This is a genomic window from Flavobacterium anhuiense, assembly GCF_050990855.1.
GTDB classification, from domain to species: Bacteria; Bacteroidota; Bacteroidia; order Flavobacteriales; family Flavobacteriaceae; genus Flavobacterium; species Flavobacterium anhuiense_C.
In genome coordinates this window covers 4672809-4686717 of sequence record NZ_CP158861.1, presented here as the reverse complement: position 1 = coordinate 4686717, position 13909 = coordinate 4672809, and the positions used below count along the sequence as shown (strand labels likewise).

Here is a 13909-nt window from a genome sequence, read left to right as displayed (position 1 = left end):
ATTATGAAAAAGATAAAGCTTTTATATTTTCTTACGCCCATGATTTTCATGTTTTCGTGCCACAATACAGAAAATGATTTTGATGCTTCGGGATCTTTTGAAGCTGTTGAAACGATTCTGTCAGCAGAAGCAAACGGTCAGATTTTACAATTGAATGTCGAAGAAGGGCAGCAATTGGAAGCAGGACAAAAAGTAGGATTTATAGATAGCACGCAATTGGCTATTAGTAAAATGCAATTGCGACAGAATGAAAAGGCGATTTTGAGCGGAAAACCTCAAATACAAATTCAGACGGAAAGTTTAAAAAGACAGCTTGACAATGCGATTTTAGACCGTAATCGAACTGAAAAATTGGTAAAAGGTGGAGTAGCTTCTCAAAAACAATTGGACGATGTAAATTCTAAAGTTGCCGCATTGCAAGCTCAGATTACGGCGCAAAAAAGTTCGTTGGAAACCACAACAGAAAACTTGACACAGCAAGGAAATACAGTTGGAGTGCAGTTAAAAGGAATTCAAGATCAGTTGAGCAAAAGTGTCATTGTAAATCCGATTAAAGGAACGGTGTTGGCAAAATATGCCGAACAATATGAAATGGCCGTCATGGGAAAACCATTATACAAAATCGCCAATCTTGAAACGCTAGATTTAAGAGCTTATATTACAGGAACGCAATTGCCGCAAATTAAAATAGGACAGCAAGTAAAAGTGCGTATTGACCAAGGTGAAAAGAAATACAAAGAGTATCAGGGAACCATTGGTTGGATTTCGAACAAATCGGAATTTTCGCCAAAAACAATCCCAACCAAAGATGAACGAGCCAATTTGGTTTACGCTATTAAAGTGCGTGTAAAAAATGATGGCTACCTGAAAATTGGGATGTACGGAGAAGTTCTTTGGTCCAAATAAAATAAAAATATGGCTTCAGTTACCCTAGAAAATATTACTAAAAAGTATGGTGATTTTGTCGCTGTAGATGAGGTTTCTTTTGAAGTCCAGAAAGGAGAGCTTTTTGGATTAATTGGCCCAGATGGCGCAGGAAAAACTTCGATTTTTAGAATCTTGACCACATTATTGTTGCCCGATGGCGGAAGTGCTACGGTTGAAGGTCATGATGTTGTAAAAGGTTTTCAGGAAATTAGAAATAAAGTGGGGTATATGCCTGGAAAATTCTCTTTGTATCAGGATCTGACAGTAAAAGAGAATCTTGATTTTTTTGCGACTGTTTTTGGTACTACGCTCGAGGAAAACTACGATTTGATTAAAGATATTTACGATCAGATAAAACCGTTTAACGATAGACGTGCTGGAAAACTTTCGGGCGGGATGAAACAGAAATTGGCTTTGTGCTGTGCTCTAATTCATAAACCTGAAATTTTATTTCTGGATGAACCCACAACAGGAGTTGACGTAGTTTCTCGAAGTGAATTTTGGGAAATGCTCGAAAAACTTAAAATGCAGAATATTACAATTGTAGTTTCAACTCCATACATGGATGAAGCAAAATTATGCGATCGAATTGCACTTATCCAAAACGGAAAAATAATGACAGTTGATACGCCAGAGCAAATTATAAAAAGTTTTCCGAAACCCCTTTTTGCTGTAAAAGCAGAAAATATTTATAAGCTTCTGCAAAACTTGAGAACCGAAAAAGAAATTGAGAATTGCGATGCTTTTGGAGAGTTTTTACATCTTACGCTCATATCGGCAAAAGCAGATGTTGAAACGGTTAGAACGATCATAGAAAAGTATAATCCTGAAAATTTAGAAGTAAAAAAAATAGAACCCACTATCGAAGACAGTTTTATTCGCTTAATGCGTGAACAGAACAATTCGACCGAACCAAAAGAAATGCTGAATGGAAAATAAAGCTATTATTTGTAAAGACTTAACCAAGCAGTTTGGTGATTTCAAAGCGGTTGATAAAGTTAGTTTTGAAGTCAGCGAAGGGGAGATTTTTGGTTTTTTGGGAGCCAATGGAGCTGGAAAAACCACCGCAATGCGAATTCTCTGCGGACTTTCTTATCCGTCTTCGGGAGAAGCTAGCGTAGCAGGATTTGACGTTTACAATCAGCAAGAAAAAATTAAAAAGAATATTGGTTATATGAGTCAGAAATTTTCTCTATATGATAATCTTACTATTCTAGAAAATATTGAATTTTTTGCAGGTGTTTATGGGGTTTCTCGACAAGAGATTAAAGAAAGAAGCGATAATTTGATTCAAACTTTAGGTCTCGAAAAAGAAGCAAAAAAGTTGGTTGGCGGATTGCCTTTGGGTTGGAAACAGAAATTGGCTTTTTCTGTTGCCGTATTTCATCGTCCTAAAATTGTTTTTTTGGATGAACCTACCGGTGGAGTAGATCCGATAACTCGAAGACAGTTTTGGGAAATGATTTATGAGGCCGCTGCCAACGGAATCACAGTTTTTGTAACAACGCATTATATGGATGAAGCTGAATATTGCGATAGAATTAGCATTATGGTCGACGGACGCGTGGCTGCAATAGATTCTCCGTCAGCACTGAAGAAACATTATAATGCCGTATCTATGGATGAAGTTTTTTATGAATTGGCACGAAATGCCCAAAGAACATCAGATTAGTATGAAAAGATTTTTGGCTTTTATTCGAAAAGAATTTTATCATGTTTTTAGAGATCAGAGGACACTTTTGATTCTCTTCGGACTTCCTGTGGCTCAGATTGTTCTTTTTGGTTATGCTTTGAGCAGTGAAGTCAAAAATATCGGAATTGCGATTCAGGATAATTCGCATGATATTCATACCGAAAAAATCATAAGAAAGATAGAATCAAGCTCTTATTTTCATATTGAAAATCCGATTCTAAATTACAACGATATTGAGAGTAGATTTAAAGACGGAAGCATCAAATGTGCAGTCATTTTTCCTTCCAATTTTGGTTCCGATTTGAAGCGTCTTGGGGGAGCAAAAATTCAAGTAATTGCCGATGCATCCGATCCGAATACGGCAACCATTGTCACCAATTATTTAAACGCCATTGTTAGAGATTATCAGCAAGAATTAAATCCAACAGCAAGACTAAATTATCAAATTGTTCCGGAGTTAAGACAGCTTTATAATGAACAGCAGAACGGTTCGCTTAACTTTATTCCAGGTGTAATTGCTTTGATTTTTATGATTGTAAGTACTGCATTAACTTCGGTTTCGGTTGTGCGCGAAAAAGAATTGGGAACGATGGAAATTCTGCTCGTTTCGCCTTTCAAACCCATAATGGTATTGATTGCAAAAGCGATTCCGTATTTAGTGCTTTCTGTAATTAATTTTGTAATCATTATTTTTCTTTCGGTTTATCTGCTTGATGTAGAGATTAAAGGGAGTTTCCTGCTGCTTTTTGCAGAAAGTATTTTGTTTATCATAACCTGCCTTTCGCTCGGTCTAGTGATTTCAAATGTTACAGATTCGCAACAAACGGCAATGTTAATATCGATGATGGGAATGATGTTGCCCACATTAATTTTGACCGGATTTATGTTTCCATTAGAAAATATGCCTTGGATTTTTCAAGCTGTTTCGCATTTAATTCCGTCACATTATTACTACATCATTGTAAAAGCCGTTATGCTTAAAGGTTTAGGTTTTTCTTATGTCTGGAAAGAAACGCTTATTCTTGTTGGAATGACGATTTTATTACTGACGATTTCTTTGAAAAAATTTAAAATTAGACTCTCATGAAAGTGCTTCGTTTTATATTACAGAAAGAATTTCGACAGATATTTCGAGACAAAACCATATTGGCAATGATGTTTTTTGTTCCGATTTTCCAGCTTGTTATTTTGCCTTTGGCTGCTAATTTTGAAGTAAAAAGCGTCAATATTGTTTATGTCGATCACGATCATAGTTCCTATTCTCAAAAATTAATCAATAAAATTGGTTCTTCAGGATATTTCCATATTGTTGGAACGCCATCATCTTATTTAGAAGCTTTGGAATTTATAGAAAGAGCAGATGCCGATTTAATTTTGGAAATCCCTTCTGGGTTTGAGCGAAACTTAGTTAGAGAAGGAAGCCAGAAAGTGAATATCGCGGCAGATGCCATTAACGGAACGAAGTCTAATATCGGAAATGCGTATCTAAATGTTGTACTGGCCGATTTTAGCAATGATCTTGATGTTCGGGTAAAATTACCGCAACAATTAAGTGCCGTTTCACCCTCTATCATTACGTTGAATAGCACCAATTGGTATAATCCGAGAGCAGAATATAAATATTATATGGTTCCAGGTATTTTGGTGTTGCTGCTTACTTTGATTGGCGGATTTATCACGGCATTAAATATTGTAAAGGAAAAAGAAATAGGCACAATCGAGCAGATTAATGTAACGCCAATTCAGAAATGGCAATTTATTTTAGGAAAACTGATTCCTTTTTGGATTGTTGGAATGATTGTTTTTACCATTGGTCTGATTGTAATGTATTTGATTTACGGCATATTTCCCGCAGGAAGTCTTTTGGTTTTATATCTCTTTGCAGGCGTTTATTTAACGGCATTATTAGGTTTGGGACTTCTTATTTCTACCTTTGCCGATACGCAATTGCAGGCCATGTTTATTGCTTTTTTCTTTATGATGATTTTTATGCTCATGAGCGGTTTTTTTACCAGTACCGACAGCATGCCAAATTGGGCAAGAACCATTTCTGAATTTACTCCTGTAACGCATTTTATAAAAGTAGTTCGTCTTATTGTTTTAAAAGGAAGTGGTTTAACAGAAGTTGGGTCTGAATTATTATACTTGTTTATTTTTGCTATTGTATTGAATGCTTTGGCGATTTATAATTACAGAAAAACAAGTTAATTGGATATTTTTAAAAATTATTTTTATAAGGAAAAACCCCAGCGGGGTGAAATATTTATAGCATTACGATAATGCAAATGAAAAAAAAGTTCCAGAGGAGCGACATATCTTTTTAAATCTTAGTATATGTCGCCCCTCTGGAGCTTTATGTTGTAAATGTTTATTTTTTGCTACAAATATTTCGCTTCTCTGAAGCTTACTAAAAGACAGTTTTTTTGAAACAGCCTTTTTTCATTTAAAAGTTATTTCGCTAAAATTTCTTTTATCAATTTCGTAAGTTCATCAGATTTTGATATAAACGGACTATGCCCAGAATTGATCGTGTAAGTATCTGTAATTCCGGCATCTTTAGCCATTTTCTGCTGAAAATTGTACGTAATCGTATTATCGGCAGTGGTGAAGATGTAATATTTTTTTCCTCCCAAATTATAATCTTCTGTTTTATAAGTTAAAGGAGTTCCAAGCGGAATTGTAGGCTCTGCATTGTATTTGGAAACAAGAAATTGCTTTTGAACATCTGTCGCATCTTGAGCAAATATTTTAGGAAGATTAACTTCTGGATTTACAATTCCTGCCAAAGTTTGATCTTCAGATAATTGTAATGATGGAGGCAAAAGTGAAGCCGTATCCATTTGAGAATAATCTAAAACACTTTTTCCGCTTTGAGGAATAAAACCTGCAACATAAATCAGCTTTTTGATTTTTTGCGGAACTTCGGCAGCAGTTTGAGTAATTACTGCTCCGCCTAAACTATGACCAATTACAATTACAGGTTCGTTGTAGGCATTAATGGCTTTTTTTACTTCATCGACATACGCTTTAAATGAAACTTGATAAGCAGGAGTTGCATCTTCTCCATGTCCAGGAAGTTTTACCACAGTAACGTTATAGCCTGCAGCTTTAAGATCTTTTTCGGTTTGATCCCAAACGTAAGATGCTTGCCACGCGCCATGCACTAAGACAACAGGAGATTTTTTAGCATTTACATTATTATCATCATTTGTACATGATGCACTAGAGATTGTAGTAAACAACATCAGAAAAAGTTTTGATATTGTTTTTAAAGATTGAGAATTCATTTTTGATTTTTTCATTGTTTTTAAAATTTTCATTGTATTGTTTTTTAATAAAATTGGATGTCTTTTTTAATTAGGAAAGAACATCAAAACCATTTAATACAGTGGCGAGAAGAGTGTAAGCTCCAACTAAAAATATAAGTTCGGCAACTCCGTCTTGTCCTAGTATTTCTCTGCCAAGATTATAAGCGGAGTCTGGAACGATTCTGCCTTTGACTAGAATTGTAGCGATTTCATAAGCTATAACTTCTTCTTGATTTAATTCAGTTGGACGAATTCCTGATGCCATTGATGCCACGGCTTGATCGGAAAAACCGAGATGTTTTGCCATGATTTCATGTGCATAAAGTTCGAAGCGAGCGCCAAAAGCAGCACCAACCGTAAGAATAGCAACTTCTCGGACTTTTTTAGCAAGTGTGGCATGATTGTCTAAAGAACGTACGAAACTCAGAGCAGGAATTCCGAATTGAGGAAAACCAAGCATTGGAGGAAACGGACCTGTTAAAGCGCCTTCGTTATTAACCATTGAAACTGGTCCTTGGCTTGTTGTAATGAGTTTTACAACTTCATCATGAACATAGCGAACTTCGGCGTTCATGTCTTCTGGATGTATAGGATGCACTCTCATAATAATGTTTCTTAGAGATTAGCGAAGATTTTCTTCAAATTGTCCATCAATTAAAATGAAAACAACTCGACAAACTTTTCCAGATCGATTGCTCCACGCATGATTGGTTCCGCGTTGTACAATAATGTCTCCTGCTTTTGCGGTTGTTTCGTCTTCGTCAACAATTAAGGTCAACTCGCCGTCGAGCACAATTCCGTAATCAACAGTTTCGGTTTTATGCATTAAAGGATGAGGAGCATTTCCGCCAGCTTTTGAAGCCTGTTCACCACTCATGGTTTTAAAATGTTCAAGAGCTTGTTCTTGGGTCAGATTTCGAATTTCATCACCTTCTGGCGGAAAATCAATCACTCGTATTCTTGTTCCATGTTTTGGAGGACCTAGGATAAGTCCGTTTTCTTCAGGATCTTTAGAAATACTGTCTATTAAAGCAGGAGTTTGTTTGGTATTCCAAACCTCATGAAATTTGGCTCCATTTGGTCCGCCAACCATATAGGTTCTCGTTGGAACTTCGTCAGAAACTATAATCGCTTTTCCGTCTGAATTATGCCCTGTTACAATGCGTCTGAATGTTGTATTGGTTTCCATGATGATCGAGGTTTAGATTTTATTTTTTCTGAATACAAATGCACCTAAATAATGAAAAAGAACTCCAACTGCCCAAGCAGAAGTTGACCAAAGCGGCCAAGGATAAGTTGTGTCTGTTAAATACCAGATAAGGAAGATTATTGGAGTTGCTAATAAGAAAGCAAGAAAATGAATTTTGAATCCTAATTTTGGATTGTTTGCTTTTGCGTCGATGTTAAATTTAGTTTTCATGATTAAGTTTTTTAATGATTAGTAATAGGTTGTTTTTTTATTGATTGCTTTTAATTGTTTGATTTTCAATTTATTTACATGACAAAGGTAGAGTGGGTAATGCGGAAACATCATTGACTTTGGTTAAGAACGAATCTGTTATTTTTAGAAAGAAAACATTTTTTATTTAGCAGAATAAAATCTAATTTTAGAGAAGTTATTCTTCTTAACATATTGCTATGGATGCACTTAAAACAGTTATAACATCTTTTGTTCCGATGTCTGATGAAGAGTATAATTTGATGCTTCCAATTATTGAAAGGAGGGAAGTGCCAAAAGATACCGACCTTTTGCAACAGGGAGAAATCTGCCGTCATATTTACTTTATCGAAAGTGGTTTTTTCAGAATGTTTTATGTTGATTATAAGGGAAACGAAATCAATTGCCGATTTGCAAAACCAAATGATTTTCTCGTAGATTTCGCTAGTTTCATTACGCAAAGAACAGCGCAGTACTATTGCAGAGCGATGGAAGATTCGAAAGTAATTGCTTTAGAATACGAAAAGGTTGAAAACCTATATCATAGTTGTCCCAATTGGTCAAAATTTGGAAGATTAATAGCCGAATATGCTTATCTAATCATTATAGAGAGAGAAGAAATGCTTCATTTTCAAACTCCCGAAGAACGTTATAAAACCATTTTAAAAAAAGAGCCTCATCTTTTTCAAATGGTCTCACAAAATCAGCTTTCGTCTTACATTGGCATTAAGCCAGAATCTCTTAGCCGACTTCGTAAACGAATGATTGGGAAGTGATTAAAGTATAACGGAAGACAAAAAATTATCTTCCGTTATTATAATTCAGCAGTAATGTATCGAATTACTTTTTCTTAACTAACCAGCTTTCCACTGCTTTCGAAAAATCGGCTACATCGATAGGATGTCTGCTTGTTATAAGATTAGCGTCGACTACTACGGGCTGATCAGAAACAATTCCGCCTGCATTTTTTAGATCAATTTGAATGTTCCAATATCCCGTCAGTTTTCTTCCTTTTAGAATATCAGCCGAAGCTAATACAACTGGAGCGTGACAAATAGCGGCAATCAATTTTCCAGATTTATTAAAATCCTGAATAAATTTAATCACGTCTTTGTCATAACGAAGGTTATCAGGATTCCATGCGCCTCCTGGAATAAATACGGCATCATAATCGCTCACTTTAATCTGGTCTGCTGTGTGGTCAAATTTGATCCATCCAACAGGCTGTAAATACTGAATCGCCATAACATGTGTTTTTGCCATTTCGGGACTGCTTAATCCATATCTTGCAGGTGCTGGATTGTATTTTGGTGATACAATGTCAACTTGAGCACCTAATTCTTTAAAATACCAAACAGGTCCTGTCAGTTCTATTTCTTCAAAACCGTCTGCCGCAAGAACTGCGATTTTTTTTCCTTTTAAAACCGTTTTATCTTTTACGGGAGTAAAAAAGAAAGCTCTCATAGCCTCGTTTCCTGGTGCATTCAATAATGCAGAAACGGGCATTACAGAAACATGAGATGCTGTTGCTAATTGGTTGATCACTTCTAATTTATGATCGATATCTTGAGCTTGAGCATCTGTTAATGCTGCGGCACTTAATAAACTTGCTGTCATAATTTGTTTTAATTTTTTCATGATTTTTTATTTTAACTATTACTACTGATTTTTTTTATTCCCTTGTCATTGGAGCAAATTCGATAAGATTATGCAGTCCGTTTTGAAAAGGAGGTTTCTTAATGCTGGTTTCCAAATATTCAATTACAGGTTTGATAGGAGGAAAGTTGAGGTGGTATTGAAAAGAGTCATTGCTTCTGAATTTCTCATAGGTTACAAACTGGGTTTCATCTCCTTCAATTTCAGAAAGCTGATAGGTAACTACGCCAGGTTCACTTCTAAATTGTGGCATTGCGACGTGATAGGTGTCTTTGAAATTTTGCTCAGTTCCCTTTTTTCCATCAACAAACAGCATTATCACAAGTTGGTTGTCTTCTTTTTTGGAGGTTTTACGCCATTGTTCTTTTGTTAAAGGTTCGAGGTCTTTTACATAATAGATTTTAGGCGAAGCTTTTAATGATTTTTCGGTTAAAGACTGTAAAGCTTTTGCTTGTTTGTTTTTGCTGAAATTTTCTAATTGGCTTTTTCCATTCCATCTTTCAATCAACCATAAAATGTTAGGTTTTTCCTGTTCGTAAAAAGCTTCCGCCATTATATTATCTTTAGACAAAAGAGAAGCGGTTACGTAATCTTTCAAAGCTTTTCTGAATTGTTCTGAAGCATTTTCTTTTACTTCATACATCGTTAATTTAGAAATGGTTTCAGAAGCTGATAACTGTTCTAAAAGTGCTTCGCCAACCGCTCTTGCCGATTGCGGATTCTGTCCTGTAACCAAGCGTTCGTCAACTGTAAAATGTGTCTGCCATAAACCCGATTTTTCAAAAATGGCTCCTCTTTCTATCAATTTAGATTCTAATGAAAAGGGTGCGGCTTTATCTAGTTTTACAGCGGTTTCTTCTTCATTCGTAAAAGCATTGATTTTTTTGCCATCTACAAGATATTTATCATCAGTCAGTTTAATATTTAAAAGACCTGCTGAGCCATGTGAAACTGCGCTAATGATTCCGTTATTGGCGTAAATTTTTGTCGCAATTGCAGTCAATTGTTTATTGTTTGGCAAATCCCACATGGCACCGTGACCGCCCGCAAAATGTATGGCAACGTAATTTTCAGGATTTATGTTTTCTGGCTTCAACGTATTTTCTATTTTATGCCGATATTCTGTATCAAGCCAAAACTTTTTGTTGGTCGAATCGCTTAAATTGAATCCTTCCACTGGTGCTTTACCACCTTTCGGACTGACAAAATCAACTTCATATCCAGCATTCACGAGTATATCCCAAGGATGCGTTACTTCAGAAAGATAAAAACCTGTCTTTTCTCCTGTATTTCCCTTTTTAACGTGATTGGTTACCACGAATAAAATTTTCTTTTTCATGCTATCAGAATTTTTAACTTTAACACTGGCTGTAATAGTCGTAAACACGCAAAGCGCAACTATCAAGACTTTTTGGGTGATTGATTTATGTTGTATTGTTTTCATACTGTCTAATTTTTCGGTTATCTCTTAAACAAATTTCCATTTTACATATTCGGTAGAAGTTGATTGAAATCACTATAAAAGTGTGATTACGATCACTTTGTGTTTTAAAACAAGGCAAAATTATATCGCCCATTCTTCTCCAATCATTGACTTTGGTTAAGAAGAGTATTTTAATTATGAATTATGAATTAGATTAAATTCTAGACAATTTTATTCAACATAGCCCAAGGTTTCAACCTTGGGTACACAATCAGAAGCGTTTATCGATGCGTCCCAATGGTTGAAACCATTGGTTATGTTTTGAAGATTACTGGGAAGTCCCAGCGGGACGGAATATTGGTAGGAATTTATTTTGCGGTTTGTAAAAGAGCTCCGTAGGTGCGAAATATGTCGCTCCGCTGGAGCTTTTAATTTAGGGACGTAATTTTATGCCTATAAATATTTCGCTCTTCCAGAGCTTTTAAACGTTTTTGTAAAAGCTCCGATTTAAAAACATAGCCCAAGGTTTCAACCTTGGGAACACAATCAGAAACGATTATCGACGCGTCCCAATGGTTGAAACCATTGGTTATGTTTTGAAGATTACTGGGAAGTCCCAGCGGGACGGAATATTGGTAGGAATTTATTTTGCGGTTTGTAAAAGAGCTCCGTAGGTGCGAAATATGCCGCTCCGCTGGAGCTTTTAATTACGGATCTTGTTTTATTTCTATAAATATTGCGCTCTTCCAGAGCTAGTTATTAAGATAAAGCCTGCTAAGCGTTTCTCGGCAAACTCCGAGATATTCTGCGATATATTTTTTAGGGATTTTTTGCAAGATGCTCGGGTAATAACTTGCGAACTTTTCATAACGCTCTTTCGGATTGTCTGATAATAGAGAAATAATTCTTTTTTGCTGTGAAGAATAAAGAAGGGTAAGTTTCATTCTAAAAAAGTGCTCCATTTTATGAAGTTCAGAAGCTAGTTTTTCTCTTGCATAAAGTGTGAGGCATAGTATTTCGGCATCTTCCATACAAACAATATTTATGGTCGATTCTGATTGATTGAAATAAGCGTTATAATCTGAAATCCACCAATTTTTTATGGCAAATTGAAGAATATGTTCTTTGCCGTCTTTATTGATATAAAATGCTCTAAGCGTACCTTTTATGATCCAATATTCGCATTGCACTTTGTCGCCGCTTTGAATGAGATATTGATGTTTTTTTATTTTCTTTTTGGTAAAGAAAGTTTTGATATAAGCAAATTCATCATCGCTTACAGGAGTAATTTCTTCAATATGATTTCGCAGCTGATCCATAGACAATACATTATTTTGGGGATTAAGTATTTAGATATCATTATGCTTTGAAAAGAAACTAAGAATATGCCAATTATTTTAGTTAACAGAAAAAGAACAGAAACGAAATGTTAACTGCGACTGCGACTGTGTTTAAATTTTATATTCTTTAAAATAATAGAAAATCAGCGTTTTATATTTCTACGAAAATTTCGGAGAAATGTAAAATAGTTCCGAAAAAAGTGGAGTAATTCTAATTTGCGTAATCGTCTTTTTTAATGGCCAGCTTACTCATTTTAGATTCTAAAGTTGTAGGTTTGATATTTAATATAGAAGCAGCGCCAGATGTTCCGCGAATTCTGCCGTTTACTTTTTTTAGGATAGAAATAATGTAGTCGCGTTCTATTTGTTGCTGAGCATTTTTTACATCGTCTAAGTTCTGAACATTTTCAGTTTTGAATGTTTCTGAGTTTGAAGGAGAATTGGGTTTAAAATCTAATTCTGATTTTCCGTTGTTTAGAATTACCGATCTTTCGATAAAATTTTCTAATTCGCGAATATTTCCAGGCCAGTCGTATTCATTCATTTGCTGGAGCATGTTTGAGTTTATTCCATTAATTTTTTTGCTGAATTCTTTGCTGAATTTTTCTATAAAATAAGCTGCCAATTCTGGAATATCCGTTTTACGTTCTCGCAATGCAGGCATAGTTATTGGGAAAACATTAAGTCGGTAGTAAAGGTCCATTCTGAAATTGCCTTCCGCAACTTCTTTTTCAAGATTTCGGTTGGTTGCGGCAACAATTCTGATATCGACTTTTCGAGCTATATTTCCGCCGACGGAATCAATTTCTTTTTCTTGTAAAACTCGTAATAATCGAATCTGCATTTCATTCGATAATTCGCCAATTTCATCCAAAAAAATAGTTCCTCCATCAGCAAGTTCAAACTTTCCTTTTCTGCTTTCAATCGCTCCTGTAAAAGCGCCTTTTTCGTAACCAAATAATTCAGATTCTATTAAAGTGGGCGAAATCGCGGCACAGTTTACTTTTATAAAAGGACCGTTTTTTCTTGTGGACAAATTATGAATTGATTGCGCCGCTTTTTCTTTTCCTGTTCCGCTTTCGCCAAGAATAAGAACAGAGGTGTTGTAAGGTGCAACTTGTGCAATAAGATCCAGAGCATCCAACAAAAGAGGATGCTTCCCGATACTATCTGTAAATCGATTTGAAACAATTTCTTTATGATTCTCTGTCTTTGATTCAATCAATTTATGTTGATTTAGAAGATCTGAAAAATCTTTTTTTGCGCTCGTTAGTAAGTCAATATGATATTGAGAATAATGGTTTTTCTTTTGATTGCAAAATATAAATTGAATTGTTAATTCATTATTCAATAAAATAGGAAATACGAGAAAAGAAGCTGCTTTAAAATGGTCTTTTATAAAAGACAAATTAGGATTAAAATATTCAGAATCATTTCCATAAATAACGGTTTCATTTTCCAAATAATAGCTTTCGGTAAAAGAAGAATTAGTGTTTGAATTGGTAATGTTTTTCAATTCTTTTTCGCCAATGTATTGGTATTCGTCAAAACCTATTCGCATATAAGCTTCACTTTTCTGTTTATTTAAATCGATTTGTTTTGTTTCGAATACAATTAAATCGTAAGGAATAAAAGCTTGTAATAGACGAGCCGTTTCTTGAAAATATTGTTCATCTGAAAGTGTTTGAAAACTTATCGCACTCAATTTTTCCTGCAAAAGCGTTTCCTGTTTCAAACGTGATTCGATACTATTTTTATGTCTATAAGAAGCAATTTCTAAAGTAACAAGTAGATCTTTTTCTCTAAATGGTTTTACCAAAAATCCGTAAGGATCTGTTTTCTTGGCTTCTTCCAATATCGTTTGGTTGGAGTTGGCAGAAAGGTAAACAAAAGCAATATTTTCGGTTTTTAATTTTTTTGCCAGATCAATTCCAGATTGTTCGCCTTCTAGAAAAATATCCAATAGTATAAGATCAGGTTTGTTTTTTGTGATATTTTCGAGAGCTTCCTCAGCCGAAACAGCAATACCGGTTACAATATAACCAGCGTGTTTTAATATGAGCTGCAGATCATTTGCGACTATAAATTCATCTTCTACAATTAATACTTTACTGCTCATTGCAA

At 35.1% G+C, this 13909-nt stretch carries 14 protein-coding genes; 6 read left to right on the top strand and 8 right to left on the bottom strand.

Features of this window, described 5'->3' with window-relative positions; all coding sequences use genetic code 11:
• The first annotated feature begins 3 nt into the window (after positions 1–3).
• From ABTV69_RS20245 to ABTV69_RS20225, 5 genes are read left to right on the top strand one after another with little or no spacing between them, the layout of a single operon-like run.
• On the top strand, positions 4–906 hold the full coding sequence (locus ABTV69_RS20245; protein WP_433832044.1) for an HlyD family secretion protein: 903 nt from the start codon (positions 4–6) through the stop codon (positions 904–906).
• 9 nt (positions 907–915) lie between these two features.
• A complete protein-coding gene (locus ABTV69_RS20240) occupies positions 916–1866 on the top strand; it encodes an ATP-binding cassette domain-containing protein (RefSeq protein WP_433832042.1) in 951 nt (316 codons plus the stop codon).
• Entirely contained in the window at positions 1856–2599 is a 744-nt protein-coding gene (locus ABTV69_RS20235) for an ABC transporter ATP-binding protein (protein ID WP_433832040.1), read from the top strand. The genes ABTV69_RS20240 and ABTV69_RS20235 overlap by 11 nt, the downstream gene beginning before the upstream one ends.
• A 1-nt stretch (position 2600) precedes the next feature.
• On the top strand, positions 2601–3707 hold the full coding sequence (locus ABTV69_RS20230) for an ABC transporter permease (protein ID WP_433832038.1): 1107 nt from the start codon (positions 2601–2603) through the stop codon (positions 3705–3707).
• On the top strand, positions 3704–4828 hold the full coding sequence (locus ABTV69_RS20225; RefSeq protein WP_433832036.1) for an ABC transporter permease: 1125 nt from the start codon (positions 3704–3706) through the stop codon (positions 4826–4828). The genes ABTV69_RS20230 and ABTV69_RS20225 overlap by 4 nt, the downstream gene beginning before the upstream one ends.
• Before the next feature lie 242 nt (positions 4829–5070).
• Here the strand turns inward: ABTV69_RS20225 and ABTV69_RS20220 are convergent, their stop codons facing one another.
• The 4 genes from ABTV69_RS20220 to ABTV69_RS20205 are packed head-to-tail and all read right to left on the bottom strand — an operon-like array spanning position 5071 to position 7348.
• A complete protein-coding gene (locus tag ABTV69_RS20220) occupies positions 5071–5940 on the bottom strand; it encodes an alpha/beta hydrolase (RefSeq protein ID WP_433832034.1) in 870 nt (289 codons plus the stop codon).
• A 37-nt stretch (positions 5941–5977) separates the two neighbouring features.
• On the bottom strand, positions 5978–6532 hold the full coding sequence (locus ABTV69_RS20215) for a carboxymuconolactone decarboxylase family protein (RefSeq protein WP_433832032.1): 555 nt from the start codon (positions 6530–6532) through the stop codon (positions 5978–5980).
• An 18-nt stretch (positions 6533–6550) separates the two neighbouring features.
• A complete protein-coding gene (locus ABTV69_RS20210) occupies positions 6551–7117 on the bottom strand; it encodes a cupin domain-containing protein (protein ID WP_433832030.1) in 567 nt (188 codons plus the stop codon).
• Between the two features lie 12 nt (positions 7118–7129).
• Entirely contained in the window at positions 7130–7348 is a 219-nt protein-coding gene (locus ABTV69_RS20205; protein WP_433832028.1) for a 2TM domain-containing protein, read from the bottom strand.
• Positions 7349–7566: 218 nt separating this feature from the next.
• On the opposite strand from ABTV69_RS20205, the gene ABTV69_RS20200 reads away from it, so the two are divergent.
• Positions 7567–8142 carry a Crp/Fnr family transcriptional regulator gene (locus ABTV69_RS20200; protein WP_433832026.1) on the top strand — a complete coding sequence of 192 codons (576 nt, stop codon included), beginning with the start codon at positions 7567–7569 and terminating at the stop codon, positions 8140–8142.
• 64 nt (positions 8143–8206) lie between these two features.
• Here ABTV69_RS20200 and ABTV69_RS20195 read toward each other — a convergent pair whose 3' ends face one another.
• The 4 genes from ABTV69_RS20195 to ABTV69_RS20180 form a co-directional block, all read right to left on the bottom strand.
• Complete coding sequence (locus tag ABTV69_RS20195; protein WP_433832024.1) at positions 8207–9004, bottom strand: DJ-1/PfpI/YhbO family deglycase/protease; 798 nt, start codon at positions 9002–9004, stop codon at positions 8207–8209.
• A gap of 34 nt (positions 9005–9038) precedes the next feature.
• Positions 9039–10361, bottom strand: a complete 1323-nt coding sequence (locus ABTV69_RS20190; RefSeq protein ID WP_433832022.1) for an antibiotic biosynthesis monooxygenase — start codon at positions 10359–10361, stop codon at positions 9039–9041.
• 836 nt (positions 10362–11197) lie between these two features.
• The gene (locus tag ABTV69_RS20185; RefSeq protein WP_433832020.1) at positions 11198–11764 is read right to left on the bottom strand and encodes a Crp/Fnr family transcriptional regulator; all 567 of its coding nucleotides are present in this window, start codon (positions 11762–11764) and stop codon (positions 11198–11200) included.
• A gap of 232 nt (positions 11765–11996) precedes the next feature.
• Complete coding sequence (locus ABTV69_RS20180) at positions 11997–13904, bottom strand: sigma 54-interacting transcriptional regulator (RefSeq protein ID WP_433832018.1); 1908 nt, start codon at positions 13902–13904, stop codon at positions 11997–11999.
• Positions 13905–13909: the final 5 nt, after the last annotated feature.